Consider the following 14,925-nt stretch of genomic DNA (forward strand, 5'->3'; position numbering starts at 1 on the left):
CAGTATAGAGAGCTTAATTTTTCACATCTACTTACTCGGCAGAAAAACTGACGAACTTTCTCCATTTCGCAAACAACAAAACATTTTTCCATTCATTTTGAAAGCAAAAGAAAAAATTATCATTCGAAACGTAACTTTTATGGTAAAATGAAATCTAAAAGGCTTACGGAAGCAGGTGGAATAAATGAGCAACGAATACCAAATCCCCAACCTTGTACTTGATGAGATTGACAAACAAATCCTCACCATTTTGCATGAAGAAGGAAGAATTTCTTATACGGATCTTGGCAAGAGAGTCGATTTATCACGAGTTGCCGTCCAAGCTCGGATCAATCAACTCATTGAAGCAGGCGTCATTGAAAAATTCACTGCGGTCATCAATCCCGCTAAAATCGGCAACCATGTATCCGTGTTTTTCAATGTCGAGGTAGAGCCGCAATTTTTAGAAGAGGTCGCTCTCAAGCTTGAGGAAGAGCCTGCGGTCACCAGCCTTTATCACATGACAGGCCCAAGCAAGCTGCATATGCATGGGATCTTTGCCAACGACCAAGAAATGGAAGAGTTTTTAACAAAACGGCTGTATCCGCTGCAAGGCGTCGTCAGTGTTGATTGCCAGATGCTGATCAAACGATACAAAAGCCGTATGGGAATGAAGCTGTAAAGGAGAGAAACGAATGAAAAACCATCCTTATCGGGATTTGACGGCCGCAATGGTGCGCACCGGCATACTAGGGTTCGGCGGCGGACCTTCCGTGATTCCGCTGATCCGCCATGAAGCGGTCAATAAATATAAATGGATTGATGATGATGAATTCGGAGAAATATTAGCGATCGCTAATGCGCTTCCCGGACCGATTGCGACAAAAATGGCTGCGTATCTAGGCTTCAAGCTAAAAGGCACATTAGGTGCAGTCGTGGCGACAATCGCCCACATTCTGCCTACTTGCCTTGCGATGGTAGGCCTGTTTGCGGCTGTAAATGTCTTAAGCCATTCAGCAGTTGTTGCGGGCATGATTGGTGCCGTAACGCCAGTGATTGCGGTAATGCTCGGTATCATGGCGTACGAGTTTGGCCAAAAAGCGCTTAAAGGTTTCGGCTGGGTCACCGGTATCCTATTTTTTATTATCGCTTTTATCGGCCTGCAAACCTTACAGATTAATCCCGGCCTTGTCATTATCATTTTCTTAGCGTACGGCGCGTTTCATTTTAAACTGAAAGACAAAATCACAAATAAACATTCTAAAGATAAAGGAATGTCTGCCTCATGATATCGATCTATTTATTTATGGCGTTTTTAATCGCAAACCTACTCGGATATGGCGGTGGGCCTGCGTCTATTCCGCTGATGTTTGAAGAAGTCGTAAACAGATACAGCTGGCTTTCAAACGACCAATTCTCGAATATGCTCGCGCTTGCGAACGCATTGCCGGGACCGATCGCAACCAAAATCGCCGCCTATGTCGGATACAGCGCCGGCGGATGGCCTGGCTTTCTGGTTGCGCTGATCGCAACTGTCGTACCGTCGGCGCTCGCATTGATCGTCCTGCTGCGCATCATTCAGCGCTTCCGCCAATCACCCGTCATCAAGGGCATGACGCTATCCGTCCAGCCTGTCATCGCGGTCATGATGCTCATTCTTACTTGGCAACTCGGCGCTGATGGGATTCAAGCGATCGGCTGGATCCAATCTGGAGTGATTGCAGGGATTTCCCTTCTTGCCATGACAAAATTCAAAATGCATCCGGCATTTTTGATTATCGCTGCATTTTTGTATGGCGGCCTTGTGATTCCTCATTTGTAGAAAAAAGCACCCGGACAGGTGCTTTTTATTTTGGTCCCGAAATGCCGTTCGATATAATAACTGTTTCTTCGCCTGCATCATTCTTCTTGATGTGCTTGATTTGCAGCGTGCTTCCTGCCATTCTTACAGATTGCTTAACCTGAGGCGAATTCGTTTCAACCTGTATCCAATCAGAAGGCTGGACCTTACAAAATAAAAAGAATGCTAGAATCAACATGCCAGCAATGACCGACAGCAAAAACTTCATATAACATTGCTTCTTTTCAGTAAGCGGCTCGCAGCGGACAGCGCCTGATGATCACGAAGAATATCGCCGGGACGATTGCCTTCTCCCAGCACATAGCCTTTAAAGGGCAGCCCCATAAAATCAAAAATATGTTCAAATTGCTGAATCAGTGGCAGCCCCTTTATTTTTGGATTATCTCCGCCCACTGCTGTCACATATGCCTGCTTCGCTGAGATTTGCTGTTTAAAAGTGGGAAATCGGGGATCTCTCAACGTCTGTGACCAGCGATCAATAAATAGCTTTAACGTTCCTGACATGCCGAACCAATAAATTGGAGTAGCAAATATGAGAATATCGCAGGGCAATATCCGCTCAATGATAGAATCGTAGTCATCATGAACAGGGCTGAAGCCGTCTTGAGTGTGACGATGATCTTTAATTGGCTGGATCTGATATTTACGCAAATGAATGTGTTCCGAATCGAATCCCTGAACAGCCTTCTCCGCGATAATATCCGTATTACCGCCAGACCGCGTTCCGCCGTTAATAACCACAATTTTCATAATACATCTGCTCCTTTGTTTACGAATGATTTTCTTCATCATATAATGGATTCACCAATCAATACAGATGATTATTTCAATTAATTCTATCGGTAAAACCGATTTAGAAAGGAAGAGAACAGGTGGAATTGAAGCAGCTGATCACCTTTATCACGGCGGCAGAACATGTAAACTTCACCCTTACCGCCAAGATTCTTAATTATGCACAATCAAGCGTTACCTCCCAGATCAAATCACTTGAAGAAGAAATCGGGACTCCTTTATTTGAACGGCTCGGCAAGCGGCTTATCCTGACAGAAGCCGGCAAAACATTCAAATCCTATGCAGAGAAGATTATTATTTTAACAGAAGAGGCAAAAATGGCCACAAATCAAGTAAGAGAAACAACAGGAACTTTGAAAATCGGGGCGACGGAAAGCCAGTGCACCTACCGGCTTCCGCCTATCATAAAAGAATTTAAACAGGCTTTTCCCAAAGTAAAGCTCATATTCAAACCGTATATCTCAAACGATCAAGCGAAAGAACAGCTCTTACAGGGCCAGCTTGATATCACCTTCATCTTGGATGTAAACCGGCCGGACGACGCTTTGCACGTTGAATCGTTGATTCAGGATGAGATCAAAATGGTGGCTGCTAAAGACCATCCTTTTCCTGCAGATTTACCAGTAACATTGAAGGATCTTCAAAACGAAACTTTTCTGCTGACAGAAGACGGTTGCTCGTACCGCACGCTCTTTGAGAACACTTTACATGACTCCGGTGTCTATCCTAACAAATTAGAATTTGTCAGCATAGAAGCCATCAAACAATGCGTGATGGCCGGACTTGGTATTGGAATCTTGCCTGACATGACAGTAAAAGATGATATTGCAGCAGGCCGGATGAAAGAACTCAATTGGCAGAGCGGTTGCCCCGTTTTTACTCAATTAGCATGGCATAAGGACAAGTGGATGTCTGCGCCATTAAAGGCTTTTATCGATTTGACGCGAAAAACATTCAAATAAAAAACTTGCGGCCCATGGGTCGCAAGTTTTTGAGTGAACAAACAATGCATATCGATGCATTCAATGTAAAAGCATTTTTTCATTAATCACCCTTACCCCAAACACTCCGCCAGCTGCTGTTCCCTCTCTGGATTCGAACGTGACGGATACTCTTTCTTTTCCTTTGGTATAGGCAACTGGAATGTCATAACATACATCAAAAAGCCTTCCTGGGTGATGTGCCTTTAGCTGCTGCCTGGCCAGTAATTGATCATCAATCATGATTTCAAAATGTCTTTCGTAAGTTTGTTCTTCCGCTTGAAAGGTATCATCACTTCCAAAATAAGTGACCAGCAAATACATGGGTGACTCGGCTCTGTTTTCATCTCATAACTGAAAAAACCATCTCCTCTGCTGTCTCGCCAGCCTCTGTGAACGATACTTGCGTAACCGGAGTAAGAGTTTTCTTTTTTCAGGTGATGTTCTATCTCCTGCTGCTGTTCATTCGGCTGAACAGCATCAACGGTTATGCGTCTGATGATTTCCTGCCTTTCTTTTTCTTCATCTGTAAAATCACGATATTCCTTTTCGGTCATCACATACCAGTAAACAGAATACCGCTGATGATGCACATTGTAGAACGGCATGAATGTGATTTCTTGATTCCCGGGCTGCCCAATCGGTGTCGTTTGAAATACGAGTGATGTTTTATCTATACACTTCACCCAATGATCCAACTCTCCCTGACCTGCAACCAACACCGGGACATCAATTAACGGATGGTTATTAAGGGCGAGATGATCAGCAAGTATATCTGTCTCAGGGAAGCCCTCTCTTCCTAGTGCTCCGGCCAATACAACTGGCCCATACATCAGAACACTTTTTTTAGGATCATCCTTCGCTTGATAAATGTGGAGTTTCATCGGCAGCTCAATCTCAATACAATCTCCTGTGTTCCAATGTTTGTGAATAACAAGGTACCCATTAGTCTCAACCGATTGAACTCGTTTTCCATTAACCACAGCTTTAAGGCCGCCATTCGTCCAATAAGGAATACGAATATGGAGTGTTATAGGCACACCGACAGCTTTTTTGATAACTAGCCTGGTTTTTTCGGCTGCTGGAAATGAGGTTTCCTGTGTGATGATCAGTTGTTTTTCTTGCATGTTCATTTGTGAAGGAATAAATAAATTCACATACAGATCGTCTTGGTCTAAATGGTAAATATGCTGCGTATAGCGCGCGGGGTTTTCCATCCCGGTGCCTGTACAGCACCAAAAAGAGTCTTCCGGTGAACAATACACCTTGAAATGCCCCGGCTGTGTGGAAACAAAATAGGTTTTCATGCCCGAATCAGGATCTTGGGAAGCAAGAATGTGATTATAAAGTGCATTCTCATAGTAATCCATAAATCTCGATTCTTGAAACCACCGGAATAAATGCACAGTCAATTTCAGCATGTTATACGTATTGCACGTTTCTGCGGTCGTCACCCCTAACTCCTCGCTGCCTTCCGCTCCGAAATGCTCTCCGATACTGTTGCCGCCAATTGCGTAGGAACGCTGATAGACAACCTGTTCCCAAAAGAAGAGCGCGGCATTTCTATATGCTTCATTACCAGTAATATCGTACAGCTTGGCTGCTCCGATCACCTTTGGAATTTGGGTATTGGCATGCTTTCCTTCAAGCTCATCCTTCCCCTCTGCAAGAGGCTGAAGAATGGCACGATGACAGAAACGTTCCGCAAGTTCAAGGTATGCTTTGTTTTTCGTCAGCATGTAAAGATCAGCCATCGCCTCATTCATACCGCCATGCTCACATATCAGCATACGCTGAAATTGCTCATCGTTCAGGCGATCCAGTCCCTTTTTTGCCCAATCAGCCAGCTTGACGACGACTCGTAGAGCCGACTGATTGCCGGTTAGCCGATACGTATCTATTAATCCCGCAAACAGTTTATGGAGGCTGTACCACGGCACCCAAGAACCACCCAGACTAAAGTGGTCCACCCGAAAATCACCGCTGAACACCTCATCAAAACACGCCCTTGAGAAACCGCTTACATATCCCTCTTCATCAAATTGTTGGATATGACTCAGCTCATTCACTGCGTACTCTGTTTTCCTTTTCAGCTTTTCATCTCCGGAAGCCTGGTACATGGCTGATGAGGCGGACAGCCAATGACCGATCGAATGCCCGGCAATTTCCTTTGCCTCCCATCCGCCGTAGCGTGTTTTTTTAGGCGTCTGTGATACAGCCTCATAACAAGGGGCCAAAAGACGGTCTACATCCAAAAAAAGCAAATATTCCTTCCCTTTCACCTGAGAATCATAAAACATGCCTTTTAATAATGTTACATCTTTCATTTTTTTGATCTCCCCCTATCACGTTTCATCATTTGTGGTGATGCTTTCATTATCCAAATGATGATATGGGATGTGAATTCAATATTTATCAAAAACATATCCTTTTTTTAGATTGAACCGTTACACTGGAGATAAGAATAACGAAAGATGGTGAAGCCATGTATGAAGTAAAACTCCAAGCCAATCATCTCCCTAAGATCCGTGAGGCCGGACATATGAAGGATACAAAAGGGGCTTTACGTCACCCTGACAGGACGATGGATAGAATCAGCGTATTTTTTTACGTAAAACAAGGTGCAATCCATGTATTTGAGAACGAAAACGAGTACCGCATTCAGGCGGGGGGATATCTTTTTCTTAAGAACAATGCACCCCATTGGGGAGGTGATTTTTATACACCCGGCACCGAATGGTACTACATTCATTTTTATGCTGAACCTTCCTTGAATGCGGAGGAGGAGTTCTCTCCATTTCACAATTCACCAATCCTTCTCGACAGCATCTATTCTTCGCAATTAACCTTCCCGAAAAGCGGTTCTGTCTCTCATCGTGAGTACACAGAAAAACAGCTGAGCAGCATTATTCATGCCTTTGAATCACCAAATGCTTTCAGGGCACTCCAAGCGTGTTCTCTCACCTATCAATTCTTCATTGATCTGTATAGCAATGCGATAAACAGTCAGGCCGGCACAAGCTCTTCAAGGGTTATCAGCAGAATTATTGAATTTATGCACCGTAACAAGCATGCAAAGCTGGTCAGCAGAGATTTTGAGGATGCTCTAGAAATGAATTATGCCTACCTTTCCTCCCTCTTCAAAAAGCAAACCGGGAAAAGCATAACGGCTTATAAAAATGAACTGCTGATTGCACAAGCAATTGATCTATTCAAAACTAGCAACTTAAACGTAACCGAAGTCAGCAGCGCATTAGGCTTTTCTAATCCTTTTTATTTCAGCAGAGTGTTCAAACGGGTCACCGGCGTATCCCCGTCTGTATATATAAGCGAAGTATACAGAAATCAATAAAAAACACTTGCAGATTGGGCCTGCAAGTGTTACGCGTGATTTTTCTGATAGAGCGTTCGCAAGACATGTGTTTCTAGGTCAGCAAGGCGGACAGGAATCGGCAGCCTGCTTTCTTGATTGATCAGGCTCATCGTGATCTGATAGCTGCTTTCTAAATCAATATGATTTCCGCAAGATAAGAAGATAGGCTTCACGTCCCGCCGCGTCCGCAATGCCCGTCCATATACCTCACCGTCAATGATAATATCGGTATATGCGCCAATTTCATTTTCAGGCATTACAAAATCACAGCCTTTGATTTTGAGATAGGTTTTCGCAATCCCAATTGTCGGCTTACCAAGAAAAAAAGCCGCATGTGTGGCAACGCCCATATGGTTGTAATGCAGATACCCGTTGCCATCAAACAAAAACACATCCGGTTCTATCTTCAGTTTTTTGGCCGCCTCGATGATCAGCGGCAGCTCGCGAAACGCAAGGAAACCAGACACATACGGTACGCTGATTTTCCCCATGCTGTGCACTTTTTCAATGACTTCTTTCGTATCGGCGTCAATCACGATAATGCTGCACACCCCATACGGCTCGCCATCCTGCTCCCAATAAGCGAGGTCGACGCCTGCGCAGGTTTTGATGGAGTCTGGGGTGATGGAGGGTGATAGGTTGATACGATTTTTAAGGTTAAATTGTACCTGTAAAAAATCCTGTTCCTTTTTCATATCAAAATTATGCACATCAAATAACTTCATAACGGTTGTTCACTCTCGACCTAAATTAATGTGAGTTTCTCTTCTCGATTCTAGTATTTCAAAATGAGGACTATCTGTATCTATCTCATACTGATTTAATAGGTTGCCTTCTTCATCCCAATTCTTTTCGGAAATTAGTATGGAATGCTCATATTGCTGCTCACTTTTTTTTCTACCATTTTCAAACCAAATTATGCTTTTACCGTGCAATTGCCCATATCGGTATTCTTTTTCACTTTTTTTATTCCCGTTTTCATAAAATTCACATGTTAAACCATGAGCCAGACCATTCTTATATCTAGTAGAATAGATGATTTGTCCATTTGGATATAATTCGTAAGCCAGCCCTGTAAACGGCTGTCCATTTTCGTCTTCTGGATTATCCAGAATCTCGTCACTTACCGAAGAGAACCATAAATCCTCAAAGTCCACTCCCTTTTCTTTTATACTTTTCATATCATATTCATTTTCCATACTTTAAAGCCTCCGGTATATAATTTGTATTTTGAGTTATATATTCACAATGCGGACATCTAGGCATTGGGACACCTTCTGGCATCTTTTTATTTATTTTCCTCGCACTTACTACATATACCATTAAATCTTTTAAATCCGCATCAGGTCTTTGTAATAATGCTTCATTTAGAGCATTAACTTCGGCATGAGAACCTGCCCCTGATGTTTTTATATAACCTTCTTTAAGTTCTACAGGCATATTTACGATTCTATCATGAATAAGTGGATGTAGTACCTTAGGTAGCTTTCCATCTATATTGTTAATTCCAAAATAATACTTGCCTGTTTTTTTGTCCAATACACCAGCTACCGCAGGACCTCTTTGTTTTTTAGTTAGACCAGATGATTTAATTTTACTAAGTTCGTTTAGTACTTCTGCTCTTAGATTTATTCGATGGTGAAGATCTTCTTTAGTCAATACACCATGCTTATTTCTTAAATATTGAAGTCTAGTTTGTTTTTCCTCACTAGTCTTAGCAATATTGCTACTAAGGCTTTCATTACCCACTTTATTGACATACGGAGCATTTTTTTGGTACAACCGATCAGAGTAGTGTGCCAATCCTGCTCCACCAATCATAGTAATGGCTTCCAGCGCGCCCGTCTTCCGCTTCTCCTCAGACACTTTGTTTCCAAACATGTCTCTGCCTGTCACGGCTTCTGAGAATCCGTTAGAAGCAACAAGGCCGTATGCGCCCATTTCTGACATTTTGAGAATGTCTAGGGATTTGCCGGTTTTGTAGGCGTCTAAAGCGTGTTCGGCCGCGATCGCAGCTTTTCCGGTTTTGTAGATGGCTTTTCCGCCTTTGAAGGCGCGGCCCGCCCAGCCGACGACCGGTATGAAGCCGGCTGCGGCCATCGCTCCTGCTGTCACACGCTCTGCGGTGGAGAGTTTTTCGCCGGTAACCGGATCAATACCTTCGGTTGCTCTTTTATAATCATAATAGCCAGTGACTTCTCCAGTAAAGTTGCAAACTCCATCCCATGTTTTTTCGTACCATGGTTTATTTGCTTCTTCTTCCGCTTTTTCCTGAAGCTGTCTTGCTTCGGCTTGCTGGGCTTTTGCATCGATATAGGTTGTTCCTTGCTTTTCTACTTCTATGACGCTTTTGTAGACTTCATTGCTGTGGAAGGCTTTTTTGTCATAGTACATAGGGGAAGCGCTTTTCCCGTTGCTGGTGGCCTGCATGAGAACAGAATATTTGGTGAGCACTGCGTTGTCCAGAGATTCTAAATTTTGATACTCAGTGGTCAGGGATTTATCAAGCTTATCGACTGCTGAGATTGTATCACGTCTGATTTTTTGGGCATCGCCCATCTTATCGGCATACTCGTCAAGCGTGTACATGTCGAGATCAATAATATCGCTGATGCCTGACAAAATGGAATCGATTTCTGCTTTATGAGCGGAGACAATCTCTGAGGCTTTCAGGTCTCCATTGGTCAGCTCGTGATCCAAGTAAGAAGTTTCCACATATGAATCATTCAGTTCTTGATCTTTAATGTCTCCTGAAATGCCATTTAAAAACGCAATTTGAGCAGAGACAAGCGTCAGCCAGCTGTCAACGATTTCCGCCTGCCCCTGAAAGAAATCTTTAATATTGTCCGCGCCTTTTCCTTTAAAATTGTCGCCTAAATCCGCCACTTCCTGAAACGCTTTTTTCAGCGTATTCAGCTGCTCCTCAAGCGTCTCATATTGCTTTTTTCTGCTCTTCGCTTCTTCGATTAAAGATTTAGATTCAAATACTTTGCTCATCGCACTGCCCTTTCTGTTCTATTTTACAGCGATCGCCTCGTCCTGCTCTTTAAGTGAATCTACGTTATCCTTTGTATCCTCGATATTTTTCTGCACCGCTTTTTTATAATCTCCGAGCATGGTTTTGATGTTCTCCTCACGCTCATGATATTTTTTCGTATAATCGAGGCTGTTTTTTCCGTTGGATCCCGCGGCGCCGATTGATACATCAGCAAGCGCGTCTTTGACAGAATTCAATGTTTTGATGACTGTGTCGTACTTCAGCTTAATTTCTGACATAAAAAAAGATCACCACCATTTTAGTTTACTAATTTGTCTTCCTGCTTCTTCTACGAAATCTTCTCCCTTAGCAAGAAGGTCGCCTGCGGCATTCGCTGCGCTTTTTGTTAAATTCAGATCAAATTTCTCTTTTTCAAGCCAGAATATTTTGCTTTGAATCGAAGCCATATACCCGTTGTATTTATCATTCACAATCTTGGAAGCTTCCGATTTCGCCTCTTCTCTGCCCTTGTCAAAATCATCCGCTTTTGTTCCCGTCCAGTGCTTGCCCAATTCCGGTTTCACAATTTCTTTGATTTCAGTGATTGCTTCTTCTTGCAGTGTGTCTATATCCTTTTTTGCTTTTTTCAGCTTTTCGATCTTGTCTTCTACGTCGGAAATTTTTCCGTTGAGCGAACTTTTGATATCCGCTAACATACTTTCATAACCCATCTGATTCACCTCTTAATACTCAAAAAGTCGTATGGAGGGGCTGATGAAGATAGACTTTTCCATACTTTATTTCCATATATTATATTTTAAAATAGCCAGAAGACGGCTTAAATAGGGTAAACGGCTTAATTTAGGCGTATAACACTCATAATATGTAGGTCTATGATCTTGTTTTTGTTCGTTATGCAGTCAATGAAAGCGTTTCATAAGATAAAAACACCTATAGTCGTAGTTATAAAGACACTTGAAAAAGACAGATGTTAATGATCTGTCTTTTGTCGTAAAGCCTATTTTGTTTTAATTTAAATCCTAGAGAAAAGAAAAAACTGGCTGCCAGCCAGTTTTCTCTTTTCCAATTATTGAATTGCACCTGATGGAACAACCGCCTTCCGTCCCACAGAGTAATACTCCACACCTGCGGCAGCTGCTTCAGCCAATGTGTAGCAGTTTCTGCCGTCAAAAATGAGCGGCGTCTCCATTAAATCCTGGTAAGCTGCTAATGGGAATTGTTTAATGTCAGCCCAGTCGGTTAAAATCATGACGGCGTCGGAGCCTTTGACAGCTTCCTCGATCGTCTCCTTATATTCAACAGCCTGCGGGAGAACATGCCTCGCATGGCTTGCGGCAATGCGGTCGTAGGCTTTTATACGGGCGTCGAGCGCAGCGAGACGGTCTGCTATGACAATCGATGGCGCTTCCCTCATATCATCCGTATTCGGTTTAAATGACAGTCCTAACAGGGCAATCGTTTTTCCCGTCACCCCGCCGAGCCTGTTCAGCGCTTTATCAACCAGCATCGCCTGTTGATTATTGTTGACTTTAATAACCGATTTCAGCAGTTCAAAATCATGCTCGACATTGCCGGCAATTTGCACGAGTGCGTTTGTGTCCTTCGGAAAACAAGAGCCGCCGTAGCCTATGCCGGCTTTTAAGAACTGGCTCCCAATCCGCTTATCCTGTCCCATACCGTACGCGACTGCTTCAATATCGGCTCCGACCTTTTCACATATATTCGAGATTTCATTTATAAAACTGATCTTAGTGGCCAGAAAAGCATTTGAGGCATATTTGATCATCTCGGCGCTTCTGATATCCGTTTGATAAATCGGGATTTGAAACGGACGGAAAAGCTCCTCAAGCGTCTTGGCTGTTTTCTGATCCGCCGTTCCGATCACGATTCTGTCGCCATGAAACGTGTCATAGATCGCCGATCCTTCACGTAAAAATTCCGGATTGGATGCGACCGAAATGCTGACAGGCTCCGCAAGATGTTTAGAGATCAGCCCTTCAATTAAATCGTTTGTCCCGACGGGCACTGTGCTTTTCGTGACCACGATGGCATCCCGTTTGACATGCCGGGCAATGCGTTTGGCCGCATCTGTAATATGCTCCAGATTGGCGTGACCATCTCTCTTCTGCGGTGTGCCGACCGCTATAAAAATAATGTCTGCCTCTGCCAAGCCATTCTCATAGCTCGTTTCAAAATTCAGCCGTCCATCAGCTGTATTTTTTCTCATCAGCTCTTCAAGACCCGGTTCAAATATGGGGGAAATGCCTTTTCTCATTTCATCAATCTTGTGAGCGTCAATATCAATGCAGGTTACATGATGTCCAATTTCAGAAAGAGAAACACCTGTCACAAGACCGACATAGCCTGTTCCGATGACTGTTATATTCATTGTTTCCCTCCAACAGTTAAATTGCTGCTTTGCAGCTTTCGTTTAATCGTATGAGAACATCCTATCATGAATGCGGATGATCTCCCGCATAGCCTGTCGAGTACAGCCTGTACAGATTTCTGAAATGTGATTCAATCATACAATATCCTATTATATCGCTCTCAGAATGAAAGTGGTGAAATGAGAACCGGCTGTTAAAAGAGACCAAATAATTTTCTTCTTTTGATAAGCTGCGGAGGCTGCCTGTAGATCGTCTGATTCTGAAGGAGAAGCTCGGCGTTTTCCGTCAGCATATAATGAAATTCCGGACCAAATTCTTTCTTAAGAACATGAAGGGCTTCCTGGTAGTGAAAGTCTCTTGTTTTCAGATTATGAGCATCTGAGGCAACGAAGTGAATCAAATTGGCTTCAGCCAGCCGGAGAGAAAATGCTTTCATCTGTTTTCCGAAAGTGCCCGCAAGACTTCCTGAAGTTATTTGAGATGCTGCTCCTTTTTCGACAAGATGATACAGCAAGGATGGGTTTTCACGAATTTCCCTGTTGCGCTCTGGATGGGCGATAACCGGAATATATCCTTTCAGCTGCAAATCATAAAAAAGCTGTTCCGCATACCGGGGAACCTGATCAAATGGAAACTCAACCAGGATGTATTTCGTATCGTTCAGCGTAAGCAGCTGCTGTTCAGCAAGGTCGCGTTCCAAATCGCCATAGATTCTGATTTCCTGCCCCGGAAGAACGGTTAAAGGGATGTCTTCTTTGATTAAACGTTTGTTCAACTGATCTGCTGCTTCTCTGACTGCGGCTTGACCGTTTTCATACACACCGTTCTTATGATGCGGTGTCGCAATGATGGTCCGGATTCCCTGAGAAACAGCAGCCCTTGCCATTTCTATACTGTCGGCTGAATTGCTTGCCCCGTCATCCATTGCCGGAAGAATGTGACAGTGAATATCTATCATGTCTTCCCCTCCTTTTTTGCAAAAATAAATAACGGGCAAGTTGCACGTTATTTATTTTGCATGAAATTTTCCTTGTTTCCGTAATATCCGTATTCAGAGTGCTTCGAAAGCTTTTTGCCGTTCATAATCGCCCCAAGGAGCTTGCTCTTGCACGATTCAAGTGCCTCTTTCGCTTTTGCGGCTTGTTCCTTTTCTGTTTTCCCGCTTGAAATAACCAAAACAGAACCATCAGCCACGTTGCCTAAAATCTGCGCATCCGCTACAGCAAGAATAGGCGGCGTATCAAAAATGACCATATCATATGCCGCACACACCTCGTCTGCAAGCTCCTTCATCCATTTTGAAGAGAGAAGCTCAGCCGGATTCGGCGGGATCGGGCCGCTCGTCAGCACATGAAGATATTTTTCATTTGAGGCTTGTACAGCCTGCTCCAATGAGCTTTTCTTTAATAAAACTGTTGTTAAGCCAATCATATTTTCAAGCTGAAAGGCCGTATGTACTGTTGGTTTTCGCAAATCAGCATCAATGAGGAGCACCTTTTTTCCCTGCTGGGCAAATACGACAGCCAAGTTAGCAGCCGTCGTTGATTTTCCTTCACCGGGACAGGCCGATGTGATGATTACTGATTTCATTTGGCGGTCCACTGAAGCAAATTCGATATTCGTACGAATCGTTCTATATTGTTCAGAGTTTAAGGATTTCGGCTCTGTCATCGCAATGACATTCCTCCGCTTCCAAGAGCCTCTGCTTTTTCTAAGCGCCAAAATGTTCACTCCCCACTTTTTTAGATTGGATACCGTGTAGGCTCTTCGCTGTTTTCTGCTTATTCGCAATCGTGGAAACCGTCCCTAAAACCGGTATGTCCAGCAAGGATTCGAGCTGCTCTTCCGATTTGATCGTATTATCCAAAAGCTCAAGCAGGAAGGCCAGTCCGATGCTTCCCGCCAATCCCGCCGCAAACGCGATGGCAATGTTAAGAAGCGGCTTTGGCGATACAGGTGACGGATGTCCTGTAACCTCGGCTGTTGACAGAATGCTGACATTGTCAACATTCATAATGGATGTGATTTTGTCTTGAAAGACAGATGCGATGGTATTGGCTATATGAGCCGCTGTTTCCGCATTTTCATCCTTGACTGATATGTTGACCACTTGGGAGTCCTGTTCGCTGGATACGGTAATTTTGTCATTCAGCTCTTGCGATGTCATCGACAGGCCCATATCTTTAATAACTTCGTCTAAGATGGCAGGGCTCTTAATGATGACGTTGTACGTATTGATTAACTGAAGATTGGTTTGGACATCGTTAAATTGGACTTCTTTTCGGTCGTTTTTCGATTGATTGACCAGAATCTGAGTTGAATTTTCATAGATGGGTGTGAGTGCGAAGAAACTGATGAGTCCGCCGGCAGCAGTTGTAGCTGCGGTTACAATCATAATCAAAAGCATGTGTTTTCTTAACGTTGATATTATTTCTTTTAAACTAGTAGATTCTCCCATGATACCTCCAAATCTCTTATAGCATCCTTTTCCATCTACGATTATACAACGTACAAACCGCATTTCTCCAGCTTTTCCATGACATTATTCGACA

16 protein-coding genes and 1 pseudogene are annotated in these 14,925 nt (G+C 43.5%); 5 read left to right on the forward strand and 12 right to left on the reverse strand.

Features of this window, described 5'->3' with window-relative positions:
- Positions 1 to 184 precede the first annotated feature (184 nt).
- Genes chrS through chrA form a run of 3 tightly spaced genes read left to right on the forward strand, consistent with a single transcriptional unit; the run spans position 185 to position 1,801 of the window.
- The gene (gene chrS, locus Q3W56_RS03380) at positions 185 to 661 is read left to right on the forward strand and encodes a chromate efflux transcriptional regulator ChrS (RefSeq protein ID WP_019715942.1); all 477 of its coding nucleotides are present in this window, start codon (positions 185 to 187) and stop codon (positions 659 to 661) included.
- Between the two features lie 13 nt (positions 662 to 674).
- Complete coding sequence (chrB, locus tag Q3W56_RS03385; protein ID WP_268399153.1) at positions 675 to 1,268, forward strand: chromate efflux transporter subunit ChrB; 594 nt, start codon at positions 675 to 677, stop codon at positions 1,266 to 1,268.
- On the forward strand, positions 1,265 to 1,801 hold the full coding sequence (gene chrA, locus Q3W56_RS03390) for a chromate resistance efflux protein ChrA (RefSeq protein ID WP_019715944.1): 537 nt from the start codon (positions 1,265 to 1,267) through the stop codon (positions 1,799 to 1,801). Before chrB ends, chrA begins: the two co-directional genes overlap by 4 nt.
- A 25-nt stretch (positions 1,802 to 1,826) precedes the next feature.
- On the opposite strand, the gene Q3W56_RS03395 is transcribed toward chrA, so the two are convergent.
- Both Q3W56_RS03395 and Q3W56_RS03400 read right to left on the reverse strand, forming a co-directional pair.
- Positions 1,827 to 2,048, reverse strand: a complete 222-nt coding sequence (locus Q3W56_RS03395; protein ID WP_019715945.1) for a hypothetical protein — start codon at positions 2,046 to 2,048, stop codon at positions 1,827 to 1,829.
- Positions 2,045 to 2,590 (reverse strand): flavodoxin family protein, encoded by a 546-nt coding sequence (locus Q3W56_RS03400; protein WP_302894496.1) that lies wholly within the window; start codon positions 2,588 to 2,590, stop codon positions 2,045 to 2,047. The genes Q3W56_RS03395 and Q3W56_RS03400 overlap by 4 nt, the downstream gene beginning before the upstream one ends.
- A gap of 122 nt (positions 2,591 to 2,712) precedes the next feature.
- On the opposite strand from Q3W56_RS03400, the gene Q3W56_RS03405 reads away from it, so the two are divergent.
- Positions 2,713 to 3,594 (forward strand): LysR family transcriptional regulator, encoded by an 882-nt coding sequence (locus Q3W56_RS03405; RefSeq protein ID WP_302894497.1) that lies wholly within the window; start codon positions 2,713 to 2,715, stop codon positions 3,592 to 3,594.
- Between the two features lie 60 nt (positions 3,595 to 3,654).
- On the opposite strand, the pseudogene Q3W56_RS03410 reads toward Q3W56_RS03405, so the two are convergent.
- Positions 3,655 to 5,939, reverse strand: a pseudogene (locus Q3W56_RS03410) (beta-L-arabinofuranosidase domain-containing protein).
- Between the two features lie 158 nt (positions 5,940 to 6,097).
- On the opposite strand from Q3W56_RS03410, the gene Q3W56_RS03415 reads away from it, so the two are divergent.
- Positions 6,098 to 6,964, forward strand: a complete 867-nt coding sequence (locus Q3W56_RS03415) for an AraC family transcriptional regulator (protein ID WP_302894498.1) — start codon at positions 6,098 to 6,100, stop codon at positions 6,962 to 6,964.
- A gap of 29 nt (positions 6,965 to 6,993) precedes the next feature.
- On the opposite strand, the gene Q3W56_RS03420 is transcribed toward Q3W56_RS03415, so the two are convergent.
- The 9 genes from Q3W56_RS03420 to tkmA form a co-directional block, all read right to left on the reverse strand.
- Positions 6,994 to 7,710, reverse strand: coding sequence for an endonuclease V (locus Q3W56_RS03420; protein WP_302894499.1), 717 nt, complete (start codon positions 7,708 to 7,710; stop codon positions 6,994 to 6,996).
- Between the two features lie 9 nt (positions 7,711 to 7,719).
- Positions 7,720 to 8,184 (reverse strand): toxin-antitoxin system YwqK family antitoxin, encoded by a 465-nt coding sequence (locus Q3W56_RS03425; RefSeq protein WP_302894500.1) that lies wholly within the window; start codon positions 8,182 to 8,184, stop codon positions 7,720 to 7,722.
- Complete coding sequence (gene ywqJ / locus Q3W56_RS03430) at positions 8,174 to 9,982, reverse strand: LXG family T7SS effector putative deaminase YwqJ (protein ID WP_302894501.1); 1,809 nt, start codon at positions 9,980 to 9,982, stop codon at positions 8,174 to 8,176. The genes Q3W56_RS03425 and ywqJ overlap by 11 nt, the downstream gene beginning before the upstream one ends.
- An 18-nt stretch (positions 9,983 to 10,000) precedes the next feature.
- Positions 10,001 to 10,261 (reverse strand): YwqI/YxiC family protein, encoded by a 261-nt coding sequence (locus tag Q3W56_RS03435; RefSeq protein WP_302894502.1) that lies wholly within the window; start codon positions 10,259 to 10,261, stop codon positions 10,001 to 10,003.
- A 9-nt stretch (positions 10,262 to 10,270) separates the two neighbouring features.
- On the reverse strand, positions 10,271 to 10,693 hold the full coding sequence (locus Q3W56_RS03440; RefSeq protein ID WP_019715956.1) for a YwqH-like family protein: 423 nt from the start codon (positions 10,691 to 10,693) through the stop codon (positions 10,271 to 10,273).
- A 356-nt stretch (positions 10,694 to 11,049) separates the two neighbouring features.
- Positions 11,050 to 12,372: a UDP-glucose 6-dehydrogenase UglF gene (gene uglF, locus Q3W56_RS03445; protein WP_302894503.1), complete on the reverse strand. Its 1,323-nt coding sequence runs from the start codon at positions 12,370 to 12,372 to the stop codon at positions 11,050 to 11,052.
- Positions 12,373 to 12,566: 194 nt separating this feature from the next.
- Complete coding sequence (locus Q3W56_RS03450) at positions 12,567 to 13,331, reverse strand: tyrosine-protein phosphatase (RefSeq protein ID WP_302894504.1); 765 nt, start codon at positions 13,329 to 13,331, stop codon at positions 12,567 to 12,569.
- A gap of 47 nt (positions 13,332 to 13,378) precedes the next feature.
- Positions 13,379 to 14,095: a CpsD/CapB family tyrosine-protein kinase gene (locus tag Q3W56_RS03455; RefSeq protein ID WP_302894505.1), complete on the reverse strand. Its 717-nt coding sequence runs from the start codon at positions 14,093 to 14,095 to the stop codon at positions 13,379 to 13,381.
- Positions 14,085 to 14,831 (reverse strand): protein-tyrosine kinase activator TkmA, encoded by a 747-nt coding sequence (gene tkmA / locus Q3W56_RS03460; RefSeq protein ID WP_302894506.1) that lies wholly within the window; start codon positions 14,829 to 14,831, stop codon positions 14,085 to 14,087. Before tkmA ends, Q3W56_RS03455 begins: the two co-directional genes overlap by 11 nt.
- Positions 14,832 to 14,925: the final 94 nt, after the last annotated feature.

Source organism: Bacillus sp. C28GYM-DRY-1 (assembly GCF_030519405.1).
Taxonomy (GTDB): Bacteria; Bacillota; Bacilli; order Bacillales; family Bacillaceae; genus Bacillus; species Bacillus spizizenii_A.

Coding starts and splice junctions, on each gene's coding strand:
- chrS (WP_019715942.1), top strand. CDS start 185: ATGAGCAACGAATACCAAATCCCCAACCTTGTACTTGATGAGATTGAC.
- chrB (WP_268399153.1), top strand. CDS start 675: ATGAAAAACCATCCTTATCGGGATTTGACGGCCGCAATGGTGCGCACC.
- chrA (WP_019715944.1), top strand. CDS start 1,265: ATGATATCGATCTATTTATTTATGGCGTTTTTAATCGCAAACCTACTC.
- Q3W56_RS03395 (WP_019715945.1), bottom strand. CDS start 2,048: ATGAAGTTTTTGCTGTCGGTCATTGCTGGCATGTTGATTCTAGCATTC.
- Q3W56_RS03400 (WP_302894496.1), bottom strand. CDS start 2,590: ATGAAAATTGTGGTTATTAACGGCGGAACGCGGTCTGGCGGTAATACG.
- Q3W56_RS03415 (WP_302894498.1), top strand. CDS start 6,098: ATGTATGAAGTAAAACTCCAAGCCAATCATCTCCCTAAGATCCGTGAG.
- Q3W56_RS03420 (WP_302894499.1), bottom strand. CDS start 7,710: ATGAAGTTATTTGATGTGCATAATTTTGATATGAAAAAGGAACAGGAT.
- Q3W56_RS03425 (WP_302894500.1), bottom strand. CDS start 8,184: ATGGAAAATGAATATGATATGAAAAGTATAAAAGAAAAGGGAGTGGAC.
- ywqJ (WP_302894501.1), bottom strand. CDS start 9,982: ATGAGCAAAGTATTTGAATCTAAATCTTTAATCGAAGAAGCGAAGAGC.
- Q3W56_RS03435 (WP_302894502.1), bottom strand. CDS start 10,261: ATGTCAGAAATTAAGCTGAAGTACGACACAGTCATCAAAACATTGAAT.
- Q3W56_RS03440 (WP_019715956.1), bottom strand. CDS start 10,693: ATGGGTTATGAAAGTATGTTAGCGGATATCAAAAGTTCGCTCAACGGA.
- uglF (WP_302894503.1), bottom strand. CDS start 12,372: ATGAATATAACAGTCATCGGAACAGGCTATGTCGGTCTTGTGACAGGT.
- Q3W56_RS03450 (WP_302894504.1), bottom strand. CDS start 13,331: ATGATAGATATTCACTGTCACATTCTTCCGGCAATGGATGACGGGGCA.
- tkmA (WP_302894506.1), bottom strand. CDS start 14,831: ATGGGAGAATCTACTAGTTTAAAAGAAATAATATCAACGTTAAGAAAA.